The following is a 22,235-nucleotide window of genomic DNA, read 5'->3' as shown; positions in this document are numbered from 1 at the left end:
GAAGTAAGAAGTAGTAGCAAGAAGAAGTAGGAAGAAGAGCTGAGGACTCCGCGATGCGACCCCTTTCCCTTTCCGGCGCCTGGGTGCACGAGCCGAAGGTCTTCCCCGACGGCCGGGGCAGCTTCCACGAGTGGTTCAAGGCACCTGTCTTCACCGAGGCGGCCGGCCACCCGCTCACCCTCGCCCAGGCGAACATGTCCGTCTCCAGCCGGGGCACCCTGCGCGGCATCCACTTCGCGGACGTGCCGCCCGGCCAGGCCAAGTACGTCAAGTGCGTGCGCGGCGCGGTCCTCGACGTGATCGTGGACATCCGGACCGGCTCGCCCACCTTCGGTCAGTGGGAGGCGGTCCGGCTCGACGACCAGGACCACCACGCGGTCTACCTGTCCGAGGGCCTCGGTCACGGCTTCATGGCGCTCACCGAGGACGCCACCGTGGTCTACCTCTGCTCCGAGGGCTACGCCCCCGAGCGTGAGCACGGCATCCACCCGCTCGACCCGGCCCTCGGCATCGACTGGCCCGCGGACGTCACCCCGCTGCTCTCCCCCAAGGACGAGCAGGCGCCCACCCTGGCCCAGGCCCGCGAGCAGGGCCTGCTGCCTTCTTACGAGGACTGCGTGGCCTATCGGGAGAGCCTCGGCCGCTGAACCGGGGCTTCCGGGCCTGACCCCCCGGCCTAACCCCGGTTTGACCCTTTCGGTCGTGGCCCCGTAACCTTGACCGTCGGCGTGTCCATAGACGTGCCACATCCCCGTAAACCTCTTCCTCCAGGGCACTGGGTGTTCTGGAGAGGCCGCCGGTGCGTCGTGCGGCTGGACTGCGGGGGTGCCGTTCCCGAGCGAGAGAGTGAGATCCGCGTGTACGCCATCGTGCGCAGCGGTGGTCGCCAGCACAAGGTTGCTGTCGGCGACATCGTTGAGGTTGACAAGATTTCCACCGCCCAGGTTGGCGACACGGTCGAGCTCTCGACCCTGCTCGTTGTCGACGGCGACGCTGTGACCAGCGACCCGTGGGTGCTGGCCGGCATCAAGGTCCAGGCCGAGGTCGTGGACCACCACAAGGGCCAGAAGATCGACATTCTGCGCTACAAGAACAAGACCGGCTACCGCCGTCGTCAGGGCCACCGCCAGCAGTACACGGCGATCAAGGTCACTGAGATCCCCGCGGCTGCGAAGTAAGGGACTGAGGAGAGATGGCACACAAGAAGGGCGCATCGTCCACCCGTAACGGTCGTGACTCCAACGCTCAGCGCCTCGGCGTGAAGCGCTTCGGCGGTCAGGTCGTCAACGCGGGCGAGATCCTGGTCCGCCAGCGCGGCACCCACTTCCACCCGGGCGCGGGCGTCGGCCGTGGCGGCGACGACACGCTGTTCGCGCTGCAGGCCGGTGCGGTGGAGTTCGGCACCAGCCGTGGCCGCAAGGTCGTGAACATCGTTCCGGTCGCCTGATCGGAAGCTTTCGCGAGGCGGACCTCACTTCCCTCACGGGAAGCGGGTCCGCCTTTCGCGTGTTGATCAGGTTGATCAACAGACATTCCCGTACGTAACTGGAGGCACATCCCATGACCACCTTCGTGGACCGCGTCGAGCTGCACGTCGCCGCGGGTAACGGAGGTCACGGCTGTGCCTCCGTCCACCGTGAGAAGTTCAAGCCGCTCGGCGGCCCGGACGGCGGCAACGGCGGGCGTGGCGGCGATGTGATTCTCACGGTCGACCAGTCCGTCACCACGCTGCTCGACTACCACCACTCCCCGCACCGCAAGGCCACCAACGGCAAGCCCGGCGAGGGCGGCAACCGCTCCGGCAAGGACGGGCAGGACCTGATCCTGCCGGTGCCGGACGGCACGGTGGTGCTGGACAGGGCGGGCAACGTGCTCGCCGACCTGGTCGGGCACGGCACGTCGTACGTCGCCGCGCAGGGCGGCCGGGGCGGGCTCGGCAACGCGGCGCTGGCCTCCGCGCGCCGCAAGGCGCCCGGGTTCGCGCTGCTCGGCGAGCCGGGGGACCTCCAGGACATCGTCCTGGAGCTGAAGACCGTCGCCGACGTGGCGCTGGTCGGCTACCCGAGCGCCGGTAAGTCCTCGCTGATCTCGGTGCTGAGCGCCGCCAAGCCGAAGATCGCGGACTACCCCTTCACCACCCTCGTCCCGAACCTGGGTGTCGTCACCGCCGGATCCACCGTCTACACCATCGCCGACGTGCCGGGACTCATCCCGGGCGCCAGCCAGGGCAAGGGCCTCGGCCTGGAGTTCCTGCGGCACGTGGAGCGGTGCAGCGTACTCGTGCACGTGCTGGACACCGCCACCCTGGAGTCCGACCGCGACCCCGTCTCCGACCTCGACGTCATCGAGGCGGAGCTGCGCGAGTACGGCGGCCTGGACAACCGTCCCCGCATCGTCGTCCTGAACAAGATCGACGTACCGGACGGCAAGGAACTGGCGGAGCTGGTCCGGCCGGACCTGGAGGCTCGCGGGTACCGGGTCTTCGAGGTGTCCGCCGTCGCGCACATGGGTCTCAAGGAGCTGTCCTTCGCGCTCGCCGACCTGGTCGCCAAGGCGCGGGCCGCCAAGCCGAAGGAGGAGGCCACGCGGATCGTCATCCGGCCCAAGGCCGTGGACGACGCGGGCTTCACCGTCACGCGCGAGGACGAGGGGCTGTTCCGGGTCCGGGGCGAGAAGCCCGAACGCTGGGTGCGGCAGACCGACTTCAACAACGACGAGGCCGTGGGATACCTGGCCGACCGTCTCAACCGCCTCGGTGTGGAAGAGGAGTTGATGAAGGCGGGCGCCCGGTCGGGCGACGGTGTCGCCATCGGGCCCGAGGACAACGCGGTCGTCTTCGACTGGGAGCCGTCGATGATGTCCGGCGCCGAGATGCTGGGCCGTCGCGGCGAGGACCACCGCTTCGAGGCCCCGCGCCCCGCGGCCCAGCGCCGCCGGGACCGGCAGGCGGAGCGGGACGAGGCGACGCAGGAGTTCGACGACTTCGAGCCGTTCTGACCGTTCTGGCTGTTCTGACCGTTCCGGCTGTTCTGACCGTTCCGGCTGCTCCGGCTTTTTCTGGCGTATCCGTCGTCCTGAAGTCGTCCTGAACAGCGCCCGCATCTCTGTCAACTGACACCCCGTTAGACCCGTTGCGACAAGCTCACGTTCACCGCGTGGTTCCCGTGTCGCAACGGGTCTTCTGTTGTCTCCCTAGCTGTCATGCGCACGCATACGCGTGTTCAGCGGACGGACCGCCCGGCGGGTGAACTTCGCAGTGTCCAAGAGGCCAGCGATGCAAGGGAGTTCACCCGATGACGGGAGCAGTATCGCCCGACCGACGCCGTTTTCTGACCGCCGGGGCCGCCGTGCTCGGCGCCACGGCCTCCGCCCAGCTGTGGCTGCCGAACACCGCCCGAGCAGCCGAACCCCCGCTGCCCGACGGCGTGTTCAAGCTCGGTGTCGCGTCCGGTGACCCGCTGCCGGACGGCATCGTGCTGTGGACGCGGCTCGCGCCGGACCCGCTGAACGGCGGCGGCATGCCCAACCGCGCGGTCGCGGTGCAGTGGGAGCTCGCCGAGGACGCCAGGTTCAGAACGGTCGTCCGCCGGGGCACCGCCCAGGCCCGGCCCGAATACGGGCACAGCGTTCACGTGGATGTACGAGGCCTGCGCCCGGGCCGTACGTACTGGTACCGCTTCCGCACCGGCGGCCAGATCTCCCGTACCGGCCGCACCCGCACCGCGCCCTCCTGGTACAGCTCCGGCGGCAACCTGAAGGTGGCGCTCGCCTCCTGCCAGAACTGGCAGCACGGCTACTTCACGCCGTACGCCGACATGCTGGACCAGGACCCGGACATCGTGCTGTTCGTCGGTGACTACATCTACGAGTCGACGCCGTCGGCGACGGGCGTACGGCGGCACGAGGGCACCGGGGAGCCGTTCTCGCTGACCCAGTACCGCAACCGGTACGCGCAGTACCGCACCGACCCCGACCTCGCCACCATGCACGCGAACGCGCCCTTCGTGGTCACCTTCGACGACCACGAGGTGGACAACGACTTCGCCGGCGAGATCCCGCAGGACCCGGACAAGCAGACGCACGACGCGTTCGTGGCCCGGCTGACCGCGGCCTACCAGGCGTACTACGAGCACATGCCGGTGCGCGCGACGGCCGTACCGAACGGCCCGCACATCCGGATGTACCGCCGCCTGGAGTTCGGCCGCCTGGCCCGGCTGAACGTGCTGGACACCCGGCAGTTCCGCAGCGACCAGGCGACCAGCCAGGCCGGCGCCCAGGACCCGAAGCTGACGATGCTCGGCGCCGACCAGAAGCAGTGGCTGCTGAAGGGGCTGCGCGAGTCGCCCGCCCGCTGGAACCTGATCGCCTCGCAGATCATGATGGCCGAGACCGACCTCCAGGTCGGCGCCGGCAAGCTCTGGTTCTACGACGCCTGGGACGGCTACCAGGTCGAACGCAACCAGTTCCTGAAGGAGTTCAAGCGCGTCAGCAACCCGGTCGTGCTCACCGGCGACCGGCACCTGACGATGATCAGCGACCTCAAGGAGGACTTCGCCGATCCGAAGTCCGCCGTCGTCGGCGCCGAGTTCGTCGGCACCTCCATCTCCGCCAACGGCGACCAGGACCAGGCGGCCTTCCGCAAGGAATGGGACCCGCGGATGGGGGACAACCCGCACTGGAAGCTGCTCGACGCCCACCGCGGCTACCACCTCCTCGACATCCGCCGGGACGGCATCGACGCGCGGGTGCGGATCGTGGACACGGTGCGACAGCCGAAGTCCACGCCGAGCACGCTGGCCAAGCTGCGGGTCGAGGCGGGACGGCCGGGCGTGCGGGTCGTGTGACGCCGTAGCAGCCGCGAAGGCCTGGGACCCATCGGTGTCCCAGGCCTTTTGTCATGTTCCGCAGCAGGTTCCGGACATGGCGAATGGAATTCCGTGGGATCCGCGGCAATGGCCTCCCGGCGAGCTGTATTCACAGCGCGTCCGATAGGGTGCTGTGACGCATATGAAGAATACGTGCACTCCTGGTTTCGGCGACGTGAAGATCGACCTGCCTCACAGAGCGCTCGTGGCCGGCGCCGCGGCACTGCGACGGCACTGAGCTGTGGACTTACTCACAGCATTTCCACGGGTCGGCGACAGGCGCCGACGGAACGGTTCGCCAATCACCGGCAGTCCAAGGTGAATGACAGGTTGCGCGCACATATGCGGTGGCGGTCGCTCACCTTGCACTGCGGTTACCCGAAGTGGGACCATTTCCAAGTTCCCTGTCGCCCCAAGGTAGGTCACCTGTGTCACAGCGCATAGCCAAGCCCCGAACCACCGCAGTGATCCTGGCCGGTGGCACCGGTCAGCGGGTGGGTCTGTCGATCCCCAAGCAGCTGCTGAAGATCGCCGGCAAGGCAGTCATCGAGCACACCCTGACCACCTTCGAGAAGGCCGACTCGATCGACGACATCATCGTGCTGATGGCGCCGGGCTACGTGCCCGACATCGAGAAGATCGTCGCCAAGGCCGGGTTCCAGAAGGTCAAGAAGATCATCGAGGGTGGCTCCACCCGGAACGAGACGACCGAGCGCGCCATCGCCGCCCTGGGCGAGGGGCTGGCCGACGGCGAGGACGCGAACGTCCTGTTCCACGACGCCGTACGCCCCCTGCTGGCGCAGCGCGTCATCGACGACTGCGTCGCCGCGCTGGAGCGCTACCAGGCCGTCGACGTCGCCATCCCGTCCGCGGACACCATCATCGTCACGCGCACGCACGGCGAGGACGGCGAGTTCATCACCGAGATCCCGGACCGCTCCCGCCTGCGCCGCGGCCAGACCCCGCAGGCCTTCAAGCTGTCCACCATCCGTCGCGCCTACGAGGTCGCCGCGGGCGACCCCAACTTCCAGGCCACGGACGACTGCTCCGTCGTACTCAAGTACCTTCCGGACGTGCCGATCCACGTCGTCGCGGGCGACGAGTACAACATGAAGGTCACCCAGCCCGTCGACGTCTTCATCGCCGACAAGCTGTTCCAGCTGGCCTCGACCGCCGCGCCCGAGCAGGTCTCCGAGGAGGCCTACCGCGAGCTGCTGACCGGCAAGACGGTCGTCGTCTTCGGCGGCAGTTACGGCATCGGCAAGGACATCGCCGAACTCGCCGAGTCCTACGGCTCCAAGGTGTACGCGCTGGGCCGCTCCACCACCGGCACGCACGTCGAGAACCCGGAGGAGGTCGACGACGCGCTGTCCAAGGCGTACGCCGAGACCGGGCGCATCGACTACGTCGTCAACACCGCCGGAGTGCTGCGCATCGGCAAGCTGGCCGAGACCGACAACGCCACCATCGAGGAAGCGCTGAAGGTCAACTACCTGGCCCCGGTGCAGATCGCGCGCTCCTCCTACAAGTACCTGGCCGAGACCAAGGGACAGCTGCTGCTGTACACCTCCAGCAGCTACACCCGCGGCCGCGCCGAGTACAGCCTCTACTCCTCGACCAAGGCCGCCATGGTGAACCTCACCCAGGCCCTGTCCGACGAGTGGGCGGGCGACGACATCCGCGTCAACTGCATCAACCCCGAGCGCACCGCCACCCCGATGCGCACCAAGGCCTTCGGTCAGGAGCCCGCGGGCAGCCTGCTCTCCTCCGAGGCCGTGGCCCGCACCTCGCTCGACGTGCTGCTGTCCGAGCTGACCGGGCACGTCATCGACGTCCGCCAGCAGGACCCGACGGCGGCCGCCGGGAAGGCCTCCGGCTTCGAGCAGGCGCTGGCCGCCGTCCTGGACCGCCAGGACGGCGTGGCATAATCACCAGCAAATAGTCGTCTGCCATTCAGGCCTCTGTGGCTTCCTGTTCAGGGAGTGTTCGCAGGGGCCTGAATCCGTACTCTCCCGGAGCCTTCACCATTCGCTTTCCGGACGTTCTCGGCTTTTACAACCGGCACCCCTCCCAGAGCAGGTTCTCCGTGATATCCACCGCTATTCGCGTCGCCCGGGTGGGCAGCGCGGCCGAGCTGGCCGCGGCGGCCCTCATGATGCTGGGCTACCCGGCACTCATGCTGGCCGCGCTCGTCCCGAGCGTTCCCGCCTTCGCCACCGCGGCCGCCGTGACGTACCTGGCGGACCACTATCTGCACCGCAAGGGCAGCTATCTGATCAACCGCCTCAGCAAGGTACGGGCCGGCCTGTCGATCCGTTTCCTGATCCGGCAGCTGCTGCTGATCCTGCTGCTGGCCCGGCTGTCCCTCGCGGACAACCTGATCTACTACGGCGCGATCGCCTGCTTCATCGCCTTCTACGGCCTCCAGGCCCCGCACGGCGCGCTGGTCACCCTGATCCGCAACCGCCGCCGGATGCCGGTCGCCACCCGCAACATCGACCTGGCCTCGCGCATCCGCATCCCGGACGCCCCGCCGAAGGGGCTGCTGAACCGCTCCGCCGAGAAGATGCTCCACCTCGACCTCGCGGCCGTGGCCGGCATCCTGGTCTCCGCCGCCGTGGAGTCGGCCGCGTTCGGCTTCTACGGCATCGGCATCACCCTCGGCCTGGGCACCGGGTACGTCCTCAAGCTCATGCCGTACGTCCGCGGTCGCAAGACCCCGCCGAACCCACAGAAGGTGCTGGACGCGGTCGACGAGTGGCTGCGCGAGTACAAGCCCGAGACGGTGCTGTACTTCTCCGGCTCCAAGGACTCCGCGTACCAGGTCAACATGTGGCTGGAGACCATGGAGCAGCTGGACTCCAGGCCGCTGATCATCCTGCGCGAGCGGGTCATCCTCGCGAACCTGGCGCCCACCACGGTCCCCGTCGTCTGCGTGCCCGGAGGGGTGCACCTGATGAACATGGACCTGTCCACGGTACGCGTGACCCTGTACGCGGCGAACGTCGGCAAGAACATCCACATGCTGCGCGTGCCCACCATGAAGCACGTCTTCATCGGCCACGGCGACAGCGACAAGCTGGCCAGCGTCAACCCGTTCAGCAAGGTCTACGACGAGGTGTGGACCGCCGGCCGCGCGGGCCGCGACCGTTACGCCATCGCCGACGTCGGCGTCCGTGACGAGGACATCGTCGAGGTCGGCCGACCGCAACTGGCGCCGATCCAGACCTGGCAGGGGGTGCCGGACGGCCGTATGCCGACGGTGCTGTACGCCCCCACTTGGGAGGGCTGGGACGACAACCCGGGCAACACCTCGATCTTGCTGGCCGGCGAGAACATCGTGAAGAAGCTGGTCAAGGCCGACCCGCCGGTCCGTGTCCTGTACAAGCCGCACCCCTTCACCGGCACCCGCAGCCCGCAGGCCAAGGCCGCCCACCAGCGCATCACCGCCCTGGTGCAGAAGGCCGCCGCGGAGCGCGCCGCCGACTCGCGGTTCACGGCGGATACGGCGGCCCAGGACCGCGCCAAGGCTGAGCTGGCCGGCATCGAGGCCCGGCTCGCCGAGCTGTCTGGTGGCGGCACCGAGAAGGGTGACGAGGCCGAGGCCACCCGCGACGGTCTGGTCGACGTCAAGAAGCACGAGGAGATCGCCCGCCTGCGCGCCGAGTGGAACGACGCCTACTGGCGTTCCTTCCCCTCCTACGAGCACCGCGTGATCACAGGCGCCGAGCCGCGCCTGTACGACTGCTTCAACGTCTCCGACGCGATGGTCTCCGACATCTCCAGCGTGGTCTCCGACTTCATCGCGAGCGGCAAGCCCTACGCCGTCACGGACTCCGCCGAGCTCGGCGTGGAGGAGTTCAAGCGGCAGAACACCGCCGTGCGGGCCGCGGTCATCCTGTCCAATAGCGCGGGTGAGTTGGGCGGCCTCCTTGACGCCGTACGCGATCCCGCGGCCGACCCGCTGGCCGAGGACCGTGGCGAGCTCAAGCGCTACCTGCTGGGCCCGGACGAGCCGACGTCGATCGACCAGTTCAACACGGCGGTGGCGAACCTGGCGATCAAGGCCGAGACGCGCAACGTCGGCCAGGAGTCACGGGCCGCGGCCGAAACGGCTGAGGCGGAGGCTGAGGCGGAAATGGCGAACGCGGTGCCCGGACAGCGGGCGTCGGCGGACGGCGAGGCGGACGGCGTGTCCGCGGGCTGACAGCTCTGGCCACAGGGCCCGGTCCTTGAGGGTGATCCTCGAGGACCGGGCCTTTTTGCGTATATGAACCAGCTCACGAAATCAGGGGGTGAGGGCAACCGATTTCCCTGGTCATCCGTCTTGGAGGTTGCCAATGAGGCGATACGGGGGAAAATTTCCGTGACAAGGGGACAAGAGTGACCGTTTCGCAGCCTGATGTGACTGTGATCATCGGGGCATACGAAGCGATGCCGTACCTGGTCGAATGCCTGGCGTCCGTGGAGGCGCAGACCATCGACCCGACGCGCATCGAGGTCATCGCCGTCGACGACGGATCGACGGACGGGACGGGGGAGTACCTGGAGGAGTTCGCGGCCCGCGCGGCCATGCCGGTGACGGTGATCCGGCAGGACAACTCCGGCGGCCCCAGCGGCCCGCGCAATGTCGGCCTCGGCAAGGCCGCGGGGCGTTACGTCTTCTTCCTCGACGCCGACGACAGGCTCGGCCCCGAGGCCCTTCAGCGCATGGTCGCCATGGCCGACGAGCACGGCACGGACGTCGTCCTCGGCAAGGTCGAGGGCGTCAACCGCAGCGCGCCGAAGTCGATGTTCGGCAAGACCGTGGGGCGCACCGACGTCTTCTCCTCCAACATCAAGTTCACGCTGAGCGCCCAGAAACTCTTTCGCCGCGAGCTCCTCGACCGGCACGGCATGCGCTTCGACGAGTCCCTGTTCACCGGCGAGGACGCGCTGTTCACGATGGAGGCCTACCTGCGGGCCGACGGCGTCTCCGTGATCGCCGATCACACCTGCTACTACCTGGTGGGCCGCGACGACGGCAAGCACGTGACCAAGAGCGGCAGCTACACCCTGCGCTTCGACTCCGCGCGCGCCCTGATGAACCTGATCGCGGACATGCTCCCCGCGGGCCCCAAGCGTGACGTGCTCATGGTCCGCCCGTTCCTCGTCACGCTGCTCCCGCAGTTCGGCCCCAAATACGCCACGGACAGCGAGGAGATCCGGCGGCACAAGTTCGAACTGGCGAAGCCGCTGATGCGGGCGTACTGGAACGAGGACGTCGCCCGCCGCCTCCGGGTCCACGAGCGCCTGCGGCTGCACCTGGTGGCCGCCGAGCGGCCCGACCTCCTCCTGGACGTGGTGAAGTTCGTCAGGGCCAAGAAGGAGGCCGCGGCCCTCATCGAGAAGAAGGGCCGCCGCCTCTACCTGGGCTACCCCCACTTCCGTGACCCGGAGGCGGGCATACCCGACTCCGTCTACCTCGCCGACGCACGCGAGGCCCGCGCCTACCCGGGCTACCGCGAGGACCCGTTCGACTCGTTCGTGCAGCGGGCGGTGCGCAAGGCCCGCCGCCTTCTCCACTCGCGCGACCTGCGGGCAGCGGCCTGACCGTGCCGCCGGGCGGACCCGGTCCTGTCTCCGGACCGGCCCGCCTCGGCCTGAGGCGCCGCCCGGATCAGGTCTCCGCGGTGGGGTCCAGCTCCGGCACTTCCTCCACCGGCCCCCGCTGCCCGGGGAACTCCGCCGCGAGCCGCTCCGCCATCCGCGCCCGGTGCTCCCGTGCCGCCGAACACAGCGCCTGTACGGCCTCGTTGAAGCGGTCCTGCGACGCCGGTTCGTCCGGTCCCAGCAGGTGCCGCTTCAACTCGGTCCGCGCCTCGGCCAGTTCGTCCCGCTCCGGGTGCCGTACGGCGTCCAGCAGCCCGGGCACTCCCGCCGCGTCCGGCGTCAGTACGGTCGCCGCGCGCACCGTCGGGAAGGCCTCGCGGAACGCCTCCTCCGTCAGCCCGCTGGTGTTGGCCACCGCATAGGGCTTGCCGCTCGCCAGGAAGTCGCTGACGACGCTCGACACGTCGCTGATCAGCAGATCGGCCCGGTTGAAGCAGGCGTACAGCGTGGGCCGGGCGTCCGTGACCACCTGGTGCTCCCACTCGGGCAGCGAGGCCCAGTACGCCTCCTCCCAGGCGGCCGTGGCCCGCGCCACCGCCTCGGCCCGCCCCGGTTCGGGCGCGGACTGAGCCAGCATCCGCTCGACCTGATCGGCACCTGCCCGGCAGTCGGTCGTGGTGAGCCGGTCCAACTCGCGTGTGCGAAGGGTGAGTTCGCCGTCGGGGACGGGTCGCTCACCGGCCCGCTCCCGGTTCGCGGCACGCACCAGCTCCCGGATCCTGAGGTCCGCCGCGCCCGCCCGGGGATCGACGGAGCCCGTCAGCGGATGCGGCTTGTACAGCAGCCGTACGCCCGGGTCCGCGAGCAGCGCCCGTACGAGGTTCTCGCCGGCCTCGATCACCGAGGTGTTGCCGGGGTTGCCGTCCCAGCCCTCCCAGGTGGGCGCGTACAGGACCGTGCTGCGGTGTCCGTCAGCGGCTCCGCCGCGGGGCCCCGTGGCCGAACCGGCGTACGGCCGTACGGCGTCCAGCTGCGGGCGGCCGATCTCCACCACGTCCTTGTCCTCGACGCCGACCTCCGCCGCCGCGTACCGCTCGCGCGCCGCCGGACCGGCCACCCAGACCTCGTCGTAGGCCTTGGCGTACGGGTTGCAGGACGACAGCTTGTCGCTCTCGCCGTGGTTGACGAAGGTGTGCTTGATCGTCGGGATGCGCAGGATCTGCGAGGTCTTGCCGGAGTTCGACGGGTGGATGAGGACCTGGAGGGTGGAGTGCTCCAGGCGCATCAGGGTGGAGACCTTCGGCAGGCACAGGACGGGGATGTCGGTCGCCGCGATCTTCTGCACCATGAAGCGTTCGCGCAGCACGATCAGCGGCCGGCCGTCCAGCTTCGCGAGCGGCTCCAGCCACATGTTCGCCTGGTACGCCGACGACGCGCCACCGGAGAAGTACAGGCCGACGGTGGGCTTGCACTCGGCGAGCCACGCGTCGAGCCAGTCCAGTACCTCCTGCTCGCTCGCCGGACGGCGGCTCGGCAGCAGCCGTACGAGAAGGTCGGACAGGCCCTTCAGCGCCAGCCCGAGGGACGCGGCGATCCCGAAGGCCGCACAGCCGGGCTGGTCGGTCGCCGTCGTGGCCAGCAGACCGGCGGTGGCGGGCAGGCCGAAGACCAGCAGACGGTGGCCGGGGCGGCGCAGCAGGACGGGCGGGGCGGGGGACAGGCGCAGCGCGGAGGCGTCGATGTTCCGGGTGACCACCGGCAGGGTGCGGGTGCGGCGGACCAGGACCGAGACCGCCTGGATCGCGCAGTGCAGCGCGTAGAAGACGAGCAGCCCGACGACGAGCGGGGCGTACGCCGTCTCCCGGTCCTGCCCGCCCAGCCGCAGCAGGCCCACGACCAGCAGCAGATCACGCAGCACGTGCCGCACGGTGAGGTCGGCGTGCGACTTGGCGAACAGCGACACCATGCGGCGCTGCCACCGGTACAGGACGCCCTCGACGGCCAGGGACGCGGCCGTAGCGACGAGCAGCAGCGGGACGTGCGGGTGAAGGGCCGCCATGGCCTGGGCGGCGAACGCGGCCGCGAGGACGGCCGCCACGAGCGCCTTGACCATGGTCTGCCGGTGAGGGAGGGGAACAGGCACTGAGGTCACTCCAAGGTCGGCGCAGGACATCGTGCGCCCGGGTTAACGCGCGCCGACCACTGGACGACACGCACGTGTCCAGCGAGGTTCGAGTGATCGCCGGTGTTGTGGGGCCGCGTGTCCGGGGACTGAAACCGACGCGCGCCGCCCGATCCCCTTCGCGTAGATTGCGGAAGCAGCCGAGGTGCGAGGGGACGGAAAAGGTGGCAGGGGCAAGGCAGGCCGTGCGCGAGGCCCGCAGGATCGTCGTCAAGGTGGGTTCCTCGTCGCTGACCACCGCGTCCGGCGGCCTGGACGCCGACCGCGTCGACGCGCTCGTCGATGTCCTCGCCAAGAGCCGCAGCGGGGGAGAGAAGGAGGTCGTCCTCGTCTCCTCCGGCGCCATCGCCGCCGGGCTCGCACCGCTGGGCCTGCGTCGCCGGCCCAGGGACCTCGCCCGCCAGCAGGCGGCCGCGAGCGTCGGCCAGGGCCTGCTCGTGGCCCGCTACACCGCATCCTTCGCCCGCTACGGCGTTCGGGTCGGCCAGGTGCTGCTCACCTCCGACGACATGAGCCGCCGCGCCCACCACCGCAACGCCTCCCGCACCCTCGACAAGCTGCTGGCGATGGGCGCCTGCCCGATCGTCAACGAGAACGACACCGTCGCCACCGACGAGATCCGCTTCGGCGACAACGACCGCCTCGCCGCCCTCGTCGCCCACCTCGTCCACGCCGACCTGCTCGTACTGTTGTCCGACGTGGACGGCGTGTACGACGGCGATCCCAGCAAGCCGGGCACCTCCCGGATCGCTCAGGTGCGGGAGCCCGCCGACCTGTCCGGTGTGGACATCGGCAGCGCCGGGAAGGCAGGCGTCGGCACCGGCGGCATGGTCACCAAGGTCGAGGCGGCCCGGATCGCGGCCGCCGCCGGCATCCCCGTGGTGCTGACCAGCACCGTCCACGCGGCCGACGCCCTGTCCGGCAAGGACACCGGCACCTACTTCCACCCCGCCGACAAGCGCTCCGCCGACCGGCTGCTGTGGCTCCAGCACGCGTCCACCCCGCAGGGTTCCCTGACGCTGGACGACGGCGCGGTGCAGGCGGTGGTGCAGCGCCGCAAGTCGCTGCTGCCGGCCGGTATCGCCGCCGTCGAGGGCGAGTTCGTCGCGGGCGATCCCGTCGAACTGCGCGACGACGAGGGGCACGCGGTGGCCCGCGGGCTCGTCAACTTCGACGCCAAGGAGATCCCCCGGCTGATCGGCCGCTCGACCCGGGAACTGGCCCGCGAGCTGGGCCCGGCGTACGAACGCGAGGTCGTGCACCGGGACGATCTGGTGATCCTGCATCCCTGAGAAGGATCCCGCATCGCTGAGAACGGGTTCCCGCGCCCCTGAGGAGGGGACCCCGCATCCCTGAGCAAGGGGTTCCCGCGCCCCTGAGGAGGGATCCCGCACCCCTGAAGGCCCGCGGCCCGGTACGGGACACCCGAAAACGGGGTGAACGCCCCGACACATGCGTCGCCCTGAGGTGGACGTTCCGCAAAACCGCCACGCGAGCCCTTGCGGCCTGCTCAACTTTGTCTCAAGGGCACGATCCCAACGAGCACCACTCGACCTGTGGCTAAAGGAGGCCGTCGTGAGACGAGTGCGCCCTGGGGCGGCGGCGTCCCGCGGTGGTACCGCCTCCCGCGCAACCGGCGAGGAGCGTGCCCTGACCAGCGTCGCGGCCGGTGACCGCTACGAGGGCGAGGAGCCCGAGGACCTGCCGCGCCTGTGGCACGTCACCCTGAGCGTCTCCGGCGACGAGGCCCCGCTCAAGGAGGTCCGGCGCGCCCTCGAACAGCTCGCCCACGACCACCCCTTCCTCCTGACCAGCAGATACGCGAACGACCACGCCGAGATCCGGTACTGGGAGGAGGCCCGCGACCTGCACGACGCCGCCGCCGTCGCCCTGCGCCTGTGGGGCGAGCATCGCCAGAGCGCGGGACTCCCGCCGTGGGAGATCGTCGGTCTGGAGGTCATCGACCGCCAGACCTACCACCAGCGCATCTCCGAGGGATACGGACCGGCGCCCGCCACGCCGGTCGGGGTACATCCATTTTGACCCCATCTCGGGGTATGGAACGCGGGGTGGACGCCCTCGCCCTGCGCACTACGCTTCCCTACATGACCACGCTTTCGCCGTACGACTCCATGTCCCCGGTCACCCGGGCCGCCTACCGCGCCAAGGCCGCCGCCGCCGACCTCGCCCCGCTGCCCAGGGCCGAGAAGGACGACGCGCTGCAAGCCATCGCGGACGCGCTGGAGGTCCGGACGAGCGAGATCGTCGAGGCCAACGCCAAGGACATCGCCAAGGCCCGCGAGGCCGGCACCAGCGAGGCCATCATCGACCGGCTGACCCTGACCCCGGAGCGGGTCCGGGCCATCGCCTCCGACGTCCGGGACGTCGTGGCGCTGCCCGACCCGGTCGGCGAGGTCGTCCGCGGCTCGACGCTCCCGAACGGCATCGACCTGCGCCAGGTCCGTGTCCCCCTCGGCGTCGTCGGGATCATCTACGAGGCCCGCCCGAACGTCACCGTCGACGCCGCCGCCCTGTGCCTGAAGGCCGGCAACGCGGTGCTGCTGCGCGGCTCGGCCTCGGCGTTCGAGTCGAACACCGCCCTGGTCCGGGTGCTCCGCGACGCCGTCGGCGGGGCCGGGCTGCCCGCCGACGCCGTGCAGCTGGTGCCCGGCGAGAGCCGCGAGAGCGTGCGCGAGCTGATGCGGGCCCGCGGCCTGGTCGACGTGCTCATCCCGCGCGGCGGCGCCTCCCTGATCCAGACCGTCGTCGCCGAGTCCACCGTCCCGGTCATCGAGACCGGCACCGGCAACTGCCATGTCTACGTCGACGCCCACGCCGACCTCGACATGGCCCTCGACATCCTGATCAACTCCAAGGCGCAGCGGCCGAGCGTGTGCAACGCCGCCGAGACGCTCCTGGTCCACCAGGACATCGCCCCCGTGTTCCTGCCCCGCGCCCTGGACGCCCTCGCGGAGGCGGGCGTGACCGTGCACGCCGACGAGCGGGTGCTGGCGTACGCCAAGGACTCCAAGGCCACCGTCGTCGAGGCCACGCCGGAGGACTGGGAGACCGAGTACCTCTCCTACGACATCGCCGCCGCGGTCGTCGACTCCCTGGACCGGGCCGTCGAGCACATCCGTCTGTGGACCTCCGGCCACACCGAGGCCATCGTGACGACGTCGCAGCAGGCCGCCCGCCGTTTCACCCAGCTGGTCGATTCCACGACGGTCGCCGTGAACGCCTCCACCCGCTTCACGGACGGCGGCCAGTTCGGCTTCGGCGCGGAGATCGGCATCTCGACGCAGAAGCTGCACGCCCGCGGTCCGATGGGCCTGCCCGAGCTGACCAGCACGAAGTACATCGTCACCGGCGACGGGCACGTACGGCGCTGAGGCGCACGAAGCGGTCGTAGCAGTCGCAGGAGTCGTACGGCGGGCTCGTGCTACGTGTCGCCCACATGTCGTCCGCATCTCAACCTCGGATGAATTTCCATACCGTCTGCCCAAATTGACCCCCCAGGTCTACTCTGGATCCGTGCCGGAGGACGTGGGGGGCACGCCGTTCCCTGACGGCTGGGAGCCCGACGACGACCACGACCGCGGAGTGTCGGACGAAGAGTTCGCCTCCGTGGTCTTCGACGAGGCCTTCGTACGGGCGGCCGTGGTGCACGAGCCGACCGCCGTCGAACGCCTCCTGGCCGCCGCCCAGGCGAGAGCGGAGGCCTCCGAGGCCGAGGCCCGCCGCGCGCACGGCAGGCGCGAGCGCTACGAGGACGGGTACGCCCCCGCCGGATTCGGCCATGATCCCGACTTCGACGACCTGGACGACGCCGAACTCCTCGAAGGCCGCTACGGCGCTCACGGGACGTACGGCAAGCAGGTCCGCTGGCACCGCCCCGTCGCCTGGATGCTGGCCCTCCTGATGGGGATCGGCATGGTCGCGCTGGCCTTCGCGGCGGTGTACCGGAGTGCCTCCTCCGGAGGCCGTGCCCCGGCTCCGCCGCCCGCCTCGACCGGCGTCGAACAGGGCACGTCGGCGGCGCCCTCCGCCTCGGCCGACTACTCCCAGCCGGCCGTGTCGGCGGTGCCGCGCACGCCCTGAGCACCGGCCCGTACGCCCTGAGCAGCGGCCGGTGGCTGGTTGCCGATCCTGTTGAGAACCTGTCAGAACTTGTCGTGTACCAGGGCGTTTACCTGAGCCGCCCGCGACCTACTCTGAAGATATGGGAGGGCCTGGAAACCCACCCGAGGGGACTCCCGAGGGCGGCCCCGGAGGTGGCGAGGACGAGTACCGATCCGTCGTCTTCGACGAGTCGTTCGTCCGTGCTGCCCGCCTCCAGGAGTACTCCGCCGAGGAGCGCATCGCCGACCACGCGCCCGCCGTCCGCCGTCGCCCGCCGCTGCGCCGCGGGCTGTCCCGGCAGGCGCTGGTGCTGGTCCTGCTGATCGCCGTCGCCTTCGGCACCGCGATCTACATGGGCGTACGGCACCCCTATCAGGAACCCGCCGCCCGGCAGCCCGCCGAGCCGCTGCGGATGACCGTCATCCCGCTCGCCCCGCAGGGAAAGGTGCCCGGGCACACCGACCCCGAGTACCTGTACGCGCACAGCCCCGCCGCGCAGTACCGCATCGGCGCCGAGGGCATTCCGCTGCCCGCCTCCCGGCGCACCGCGCACTTCTCGGACAGCCAGGTGGTGGCCGCCCTGAGCACCGCCAAGGCCTACATCGTCCGGTCCGCGCTCTACCCGGAGGTCCTCACCGGTGAGCAGGTCCGTCCCGCGCGGGTCCTGCTCGCCACGGACCAACTCGACCAGTTCGACCAGAGCTTCGACCATCCGGCTGCCGACGGCCGGCACGCCCCGACCGGATGGCTGGTTCGCTTCGACCCGGCCGCCGCGGAGCTGGCCGACCGCAGGATCCGGGTTCAGGGCACCCTCCAGGCCGCCGAGACCGACGCGTCCACGCTGGAGGTCACCGCGGACCACACCTTCGTGTACGCGCTGCGGCCGGCCGGCGCCGACGACAAGGCCAAGGCCTCCCTGTTCACCGTCCGGCGCGAGCTGCACTTCCGCTTCGACCGCGACGACCTGCGCCTGAACACGGCCCAGCTCGTCGTCTCCCACGTCCAGGCCGGGCCCCTGTCCTGCGCCGAGGACTCCACGAACCGGCTGCGGCCCCTGCTCGCCGGCCAGACCGCCAAGGCGGGCGGCCCGGCCGGCACGGACCCGTACGCGACGGGCGGCGCGACGCCGCTGTGCGGGTCGCTGGCGACGAGCGCGCAGCCGAAGGTGTGACGCTCAGGAGCCTGCGACTGGACTCTGTGACCTCTGTGACGTCGTGCCTCTGTGACGTCAGTCGTCGTCCCGCGGCGGCGTGTCCGTCGGCGGCTGGTCGGTCGGCGGCTGGTCCTTGGGCGGAGCCTGCGTAAAGCCGCCGAAGCCGCGCCGCACCCGGCCGCCCAGGTCCCCGGCCCCGCCGGCTATGTCGCTGACCAGCTTCATCAGCGGGTCCTTGGAGCTCTTGACGTGCGTGGCGTAGTGCGATGCCGACTCCCGGAAGGAGTCCGTGACCGAGGTGTCCTTGTCCTCGGTACGCCGCGGGTAGTGGCCGTCCATGATCCGCTGGTACTCCCGCGACTCGGACCACTTCTTCAGCTCGGCCGCACGGATGGTGGCGAAGGGGTGGGAGCGCGGCAGCACGTTCATGATCTTCAGCACGGAGTCGCGCAGGTCGCCCCCGGCCTCGTACTCCTCGGCCTGCTTCAGGAACGCGTCCACGTTCATCTCGTGCAGGTGGTTGCCGCCCGCGAGCTTCATCAGGCCACGCATCGAGGCCTTCAGGTCCTGGCCGACCAGCAGGCCCGCGCGGTCCGCGGACAGCTCCGACTTGCGGAACCACTCGCGCAGCGCCGTCACGATCGCCATGATCGCGATGTTGCCCAGCGGGATCCAGGCCACCCTCAGGGCGAGGCTGGTCAGGAACAGCAGGATCGTGCGGTACACCGAGTGGCCGGACAGGGCGTGCCCCACCTCGTGGCCGACGACCGCCCGCATCTCCTCCTCGTCGAGCAGCTCGACCAGGCCCGTGGTGACCACGATGATCGGCTCGTCCAGGCCGATGCACATCGCGTTCGGCTGCGGGTCCTGGTTGACGTACATCGGTGGGACCTTCTCCAGGTCCAGGATGTAACAGGCGTCCCGCAGCATGTCGTTGAGATGTGCGAACTGCTGGTCGGAGACGCGCACCGAGTCGGACAGGAACAGCAGCCTGAGACTGCGTTCGGGAAGCAGACCGCTGAGCGCCTTGAAGACCGTGTCGAAACCGCTCAGCTTGCGCAGCGCCACCAGGGCGGAGCGGTCGGCCGGGTGCTCGTACGCACGCGAGGAGATTCCCGGGAAGCGCCTGCGCTGCCTGCTCGGCACGTTCTCGTGCCCGTTCTGCTCGTGGCCGTCGGACATGTCTTCCCCCATGTGCGTGTGTGTGGCCCTTTGCGGACCCTTGTGCGGTCCTTTGCGCCCCCGAAGCAGTGCCCAGCCTAGGCGGAGATACCGTGGACGGGCACTACAGCGAAGGAGTTCCGCGCCATGGAGCACAACGCCGCATCCGCCTGGCTCGCCGAGGCCGCGAGCGCCGCCGAGCAGCAAGGGCCGGGCAATCTGCTCCGGGTCGTCCTGATCGTGACGGTGCTGGGTTGTGTGCTGACCGCGTGGTTCCTGCTGCGGGGGTACAAGCGGAAAGACGACTGAGGACACGGGAAGGTTCCCCCGGCGGTTCCCCAACGCCGGAGTCGGCGTGATCGCCCTCGCGGCGCCCGCTTACGATGAGCCGACATCTTTATCCCGCCCACACCGGATAGGTTCTGCCGAAGATGAGCTTCCACAGCACCGCAGCCCAGTTGGTCACGCTCGCCGCCGAGGGCGAGGAGCACGGCGGCAACCATGAAAGCCTCAACCCCTGGGTGACCGGCGGCGGCGCCTTCATCCTCCTGATGCTGCTGCTGTGGATCACCACCCGTTTCAACCGCGACCGCTGAGTGACGGCGGTCGCACGGCAGGGCCCCCGGCCCGGGCCGCCCGGGGATCTGTCGGCCGGGGTCCTCAGGCCGGGCCGGTAGGGTCTGCCGCATGGGAGAGCAGGACATGCCTACCGGTCCGGTGAACGACACGTCGAGCAGCCCGGGCAACGGCCCGTCGAACCCCGGCAAGCGCCGTCTCGGCGTCATGGGCGGAACGTTCGACCCGATCCACCACGGACACCTCGTGGCGGCCAGCGAGGTCGCCGCACAGTTCCACCTGGACGAGGTGGTGTTCGTCCCGACCGGTCAACCGTGGCAGAAGACCCACCGCAAGGTCTCCCCGGCCGAGGACCGCTACCTGATGACGGTCATCGCGACCGCCGAGAACCCGCAGTTCTCGGTGAGCCGCATCGACATCGACCGCGGCGGCCCGACCTACACCACGGACACCTTGCGCGACCTGAAGGCGCTCAACCCCGACACCGACCTCTTCTTCATCACCGGCGCCGACGCCCTCGGCCAGATCCTCACCTGGCGGGACACGGAGGAGTTGTTCTCCCTCGCGCACTTCATCGGGGTCACCCGGCCGGGCCATGTCCTGTCCGACCCCGGCCTCCCGGAGGGCGGCGTCTCGCTCGTCGAGGTCCCCGCCCTCGCCATCTCCTCCACCGATTGCCGTGCGAGAGTCGCCAAGGGCGAACCCGTCTGGTATCTGGTGCCGGACGGAGTCGTGCGCTACATCGACAAGCGCGAGCTGTACCGCGGCGAGTGAGCCGAGAGGGGCACCGGTGAACGACCGATACGACGCGGGATACGGCGGCAATCACGACGACCAGTACCAGGTCGTCGGCTACGACGAGTACGGCCGACCTGTGTACCGGCAGGCCGCGCCGCAACAGCAGGTTCCGCAGCAGCCGCAGCAGCCGCAGCAGCCGTACGACCCGTACGCGCAGCAGCAGGGCTACGGATACGACCCGTACGCCACCGGCGGGCAGCAGCAGCCGCCGTACGACTCCTACGGGACCGGTCAGCAGGCGCCCGTGCCGCCCTACGACCCGTACGGCACCGGTGCGCAGCAGCCCGGCGGGCCGGCACCGTCGTACGACCCCTACGGCCAGAGCGCCACCAGTGGCCACCAGCCCCGCGTCGCCGAGCAGACCGCCTACATCCCGCAGCAGGCCGGACCGGCGGAGCAGCCGCGGGACACCCAGGCTCCTGCCGGGGACAACCGCGCCGAGCCCCGACGGGATTACCACACCGAGCAGTTCGCCTTCGTCGAGGAGCCCGACGGCGACTCCGAGGACGTCATCGACTGGCTGAACTTCACGGAGAACCGCACCGAACGCCGTGAGGAGGCCAAGCGGCGTGCCCGCAGCCGGCTCATCGCCCTCACCGTGGTCCTGGCGCTGGTGGCGGTCGGCGGCGTCGGTTACCTCTGGTACGCCGGGAAGCTGCCCGGCCTGTCCTCGTCCGACGCGAAGACCACGACCGCGACGGCCGCGGGTGCCCAGAACCGCGACGTGATCGTCGTCCACCTGCACAACACCGCGGGGGGTGGCACCTCCACGGCGCTGCTCGTCGACAACACGACCACCAAGGAGGGCACCACCGTCCTGCTGCCCAACTCCCTCGTCCTGACGGACGACGACGGCAACACGACCACCCTCGCCAAGTCGGTCGACGACGACGGCTCCTCCGGTACGCGCGACGCGATCGACACCGTCCTCGGCACCGACATCCAGGGCACCTGGCGCCTTGACACCCCCTACCTGCAGAACCTGGTCGACCTGGTCGGCAACATCGAGGTCGACACCGACGCCGACGTGCCCGATCCGAAGGCCAAGAAGAAGGGCGAGGCGCCGCTGGTCAGCAAGGGCAAGGACCAGACGCTCAGCGGCAAGATGGCCGTCGCCTACGCCACCTACCGCGCCCCCGGGGAGGCCCAGAACGCCCAGCTGGAGCGGTTCGGGCAGGTCATGCAGGGCATGATGCGCAAGCTGTCCTCCGACGCGCAGGGCGCGACCGTCACCGTGCAGACGCTGGGGCAGATCATCGAGCCGCCGCTGACCGACAAGGACCTCGGCACCTTCCTCGCCAAGCTCGCCGACCTCGCCAAGGGCGGCGACTACAAGACCGCGCTGCTGCCCGTCCAGGCCGACGGCACGCTGAACACCGAGGCCAGCGCCGGTGTGGTCAAGGACGTCCTCGGCGGCACCGCGAAGAGCCCCGACAAGGACGCGGCCGTCAGCGTCTCCGTCCAGAACGCCAGCGGCGTCAGGGACAACTCCGAACAGGCCCGCGTGGTGCTCCTCAACGGCGGCTTCACCTTCCTGGAGGGCGGCACGGCGACCGCCGCGCAGTCCACGTCGAAGGTCCTCTACGGCGACGCCGCCGGCAAGGAGAACGCCACCGAGGTCGCCAAGACCCTGGGCCTGCCCGACAGCGCCGTCACCAAGGGCACGGTCTCCGCGAACGCGGACGTCTCCGTGGTCCTGGGCCGGGATTACAAGCCCTCGGAGTCCTAGTGCCGCGGCAGGCAACGTTTGCCCCGTCGCGACGCCCGGCACGCTCCCCCACTGCCC

At 69.9% G+C, this 22,235-nt stretch carries 19 protein-coding genes; 17 read left to right on the top strand and 2 right to left on the bottom strand.

The features are described 5' to 3' along the window. The first annotated feature begins 53 nt into the window (after nt 1-53). The 8 genes from rfbC to Q4V64_RS16670 all read left to right on the top strand — a co-directional run bounded on the left by rfbC (nt 54) and on the right by Q4V64_RS16670 (nt 10,457). On the top strand, nt 54-647 hold the full coding sequence (gene rfbC / locus Q4V64_RS16705) for a dTDP-4-dehydrorhamnose 3,5-epimerase (RefSeq protein ID WP_124442331.1): 594 nt from the start codon (nt 54-56) through the stop codon (nt 645-647). Between the two features lie 210 nt (nt 648-857). Next, nucleotides 858-1,178, top strand: a complete 321-nt coding sequence (gene rplU / locus Q4V64_RS16700; protein WP_007449531.1) for a 50S ribosomal protein L21 — start codon at nt 858-860, stop codon at nt 1,176-1,178. Nucleotides 1,179-1,192: 14 nt separating this feature from the next. Beyond that, nucleotides 1,193-1,447 carry a 50S ribosomal protein L27 gene (gene rpmA / locus Q4V64_RS16695; RefSeq protein WP_030051735.1) on the top strand — a complete coding sequence of 85 codons (255 nt, stop codon included), beginning with the start codon at nt 1,193-1,195 and terminating at the stop codon, nt 1,445-1,447. Between the two features lie 113 nt (nt 1,448-1,560). Continuing rightward, nucleotides 1,561-2,997, top strand: a complete 1,437-nt coding sequence (gene obgE, locus Q4V64_RS16690) for a GTPase ObgE (protein WP_124442332.1) — start codon at nt 1,561-1,563, stop codon at nt 2,995-2,997. A gap of 296 nt (nt 2,998-3,293) precedes the next feature. After that, nucleotides 3,294-4,844, top strand: coding sequence for an alkaline phosphatase D family protein (locus Q4V64_RS16685; protein ID WP_124442333.1), 1,551 nt, complete (start codon nt 3,294-3,296; stop codon nt 4,842-4,844). Between the two features lie 449 nt (nt 4,845-5,293). Then, on the top strand, nt 5,294-6,793 hold the full coding sequence (locus tag Q4V64_RS16680; protein ID WP_124442334.1) for a bifunctional cytidylyltransferase/SDR family oxidoreductase: 1,500 nt from the start codon (nt 5,294-5,296) through the stop codon (nt 6,791-6,793). 188 nt (nt 6,794-6,981) lie between these two features. After that, a complete protein-coding gene (locus tag Q4V64_RS16675) occupies nt 6,982-9,072 on the top strand; it encodes a hypothetical protein (RefSeq protein ID WP_124442351.1) in 2,091 nt (696 codons plus the stop codon). A gap of 176 nt (nt 9,073-9,248) precedes the next feature. Further along, complete coding sequence (locus Q4V64_RS16670) at nt 9,249-10,457, top strand: glycosyltransferase family 2 protein (protein ID WP_124442335.1); 1,209 nt, start codon at nt 9,249-9,251, stop codon at nt 10,455-10,457. 67 nt (nt 10,458-10,524) lie between these two features. On the opposite strand, the gene Q4V64_RS16665 is transcribed toward Q4V64_RS16670, so the two are convergent. Continuing rightward, nucleotides 10,525-12,570: a hypothetical protein gene (locus Q4V64_RS16665; protein WP_124442352.1), complete on the bottom strand. Its 2,046-nt coding sequence runs from the start codon at nt 12,568-12,570 to the stop codon at nt 10,525-10,527. A gap of 254 nt (nt 12,571-12,824) precedes the next feature. On the opposite strand from Q4V64_RS16665, the gene proB reads away from it, so the two are divergent. The 5 genes from proB to Q4V64_RS16640 all read left to right on the top strand — a co-directional run bounded on the left by proB (nt 12,825) and on the right by Q4V64_RS16640 (nt 17,932). Further along, nucleotides 12,825-13,931, top strand: coding sequence for a glutamate 5-kinase (gene proB / locus Q4V64_RS16660; RefSeq protein ID WP_124442353.1), 1,107 nt, complete (start codon nt 12,825-12,827; stop codon nt 13,929-13,931). A 292-nt stretch (nt 13,932-14,223) separates the two neighbouring features. Beyond that, nucleotides 14,224-14,682, top strand: coding sequence for a hypothetical protein (locus Q4V64_RS16655; protein WP_124442354.1), 459 nt, complete (start codon nt 14,224-14,226; stop codon nt 14,680-14,682). Nucleotides 14,683-14,744: 62 nt separating this feature from the next. Then, nucleotides 14,745-16,031: a glutamate-5-semialdehyde dehydrogenase gene (locus Q4V64_RS16650; RefSeq protein ID WP_124442336.1), complete on the top strand. Its 1,287-nt coding sequence runs from the start codon at nt 14,745-14,747 to the stop codon at nt 16,029-16,031. Nucleotides 16,032-16,173: 142 nt separating this feature from the next. Next, a complete protein-coding gene (locus Q4V64_RS16645) occupies nt 16,174-16,740 on the top strand; it encodes a hypothetical protein (protein ID WP_124442337.1) in 567 nt (188 codons plus the stop codon). Nucleotides 16,741-16,861: 121 nt separating this feature from the next. Then, complete coding sequence (locus Q4V64_RS16640) at nt 16,862-17,932, top strand: hypothetical protein (RefSeq protein ID WP_124442338.1); 1,071 nt, start codon at nt 16,862-16,864, stop codon at nt 17,930-17,932. Between the two features lie 57 nt (nt 17,933-17,989). Here Q4V64_RS16640 and Q4V64_RS16635 read toward each other — a convergent pair whose 3' ends face one another. Continuing rightward, nucleotides 17,990-19,096: a M48 family metallopeptidase gene (locus Q4V64_RS16635; RefSeq protein ID WP_124442355.1), complete on the bottom strand. Its 1,107-nt coding sequence runs from the start codon at nt 19,094-19,096 to the stop codon at nt 17,990-17,992. 126 nt (nt 19,097-19,222) lie between these two features. On the opposite strand from Q4V64_RS16635, the gene Q4V64_RS16630 reads away from it, so the two are divergent. From Q4V64_RS16630 to Q4V64_RS16615, 4 genes are all read left to right on the top strand, one after another. Continuing rightward, nucleotides 19,223-19,384: a hypothetical protein gene (locus Q4V64_RS16630; protein WP_172629372.1), complete on the top strand. Its 162-nt coding sequence runs from the start codon at nt 19,223-19,225 to the stop codon at nt 19,382-19,384. 122 nt (nt 19,385-19,506) lie between these two features. After that, nucleotides 19,507-19,671, top strand: a complete 165-nt coding sequence (locus Q4V64_RS16625) for a hypothetical protein (RefSeq protein ID WP_172629373.1) — start codon at nt 19,507-19,509, stop codon at nt 19,669-19,671. Nucleotides 19,672-19,762: 91 nt separating this feature from the next. Then, entirely contained in the window at nt 19,763-20,425 is a 663-nt protein-coding gene (gene nadD / locus Q4V64_RS16620; protein WP_124442339.1) for a nicotinate-nucleotide adenylyltransferase, read from the top strand. 16 nt (nt 20,426-20,441) lie between these two features. After that, on the top strand, nt 20,442-22,178 hold the full coding sequence (locus tag Q4V64_RS16615) for a LytR C-terminal domain-containing protein (RefSeq protein ID WP_124442340.1): 1,737 nt from the start codon (nt 20,442-20,444) through the stop codon (nt 22,176-22,178). Nucleotides 22,179-22,235 lie beyond the last annotated feature (57 nt).

This window comes from Streptomyces sp. NL15-2K, from assembly GCF_030551255.1.
GTDB lineage: Bacteria > Actinomycetota > Actinomycetes > Streptomycetales > Streptomycetaceae > Streptomyces.
Note: the sequence above shows the minus strand (reverse complement) of the source record. Positions and strands in the feature narration are given on the sequence as shown.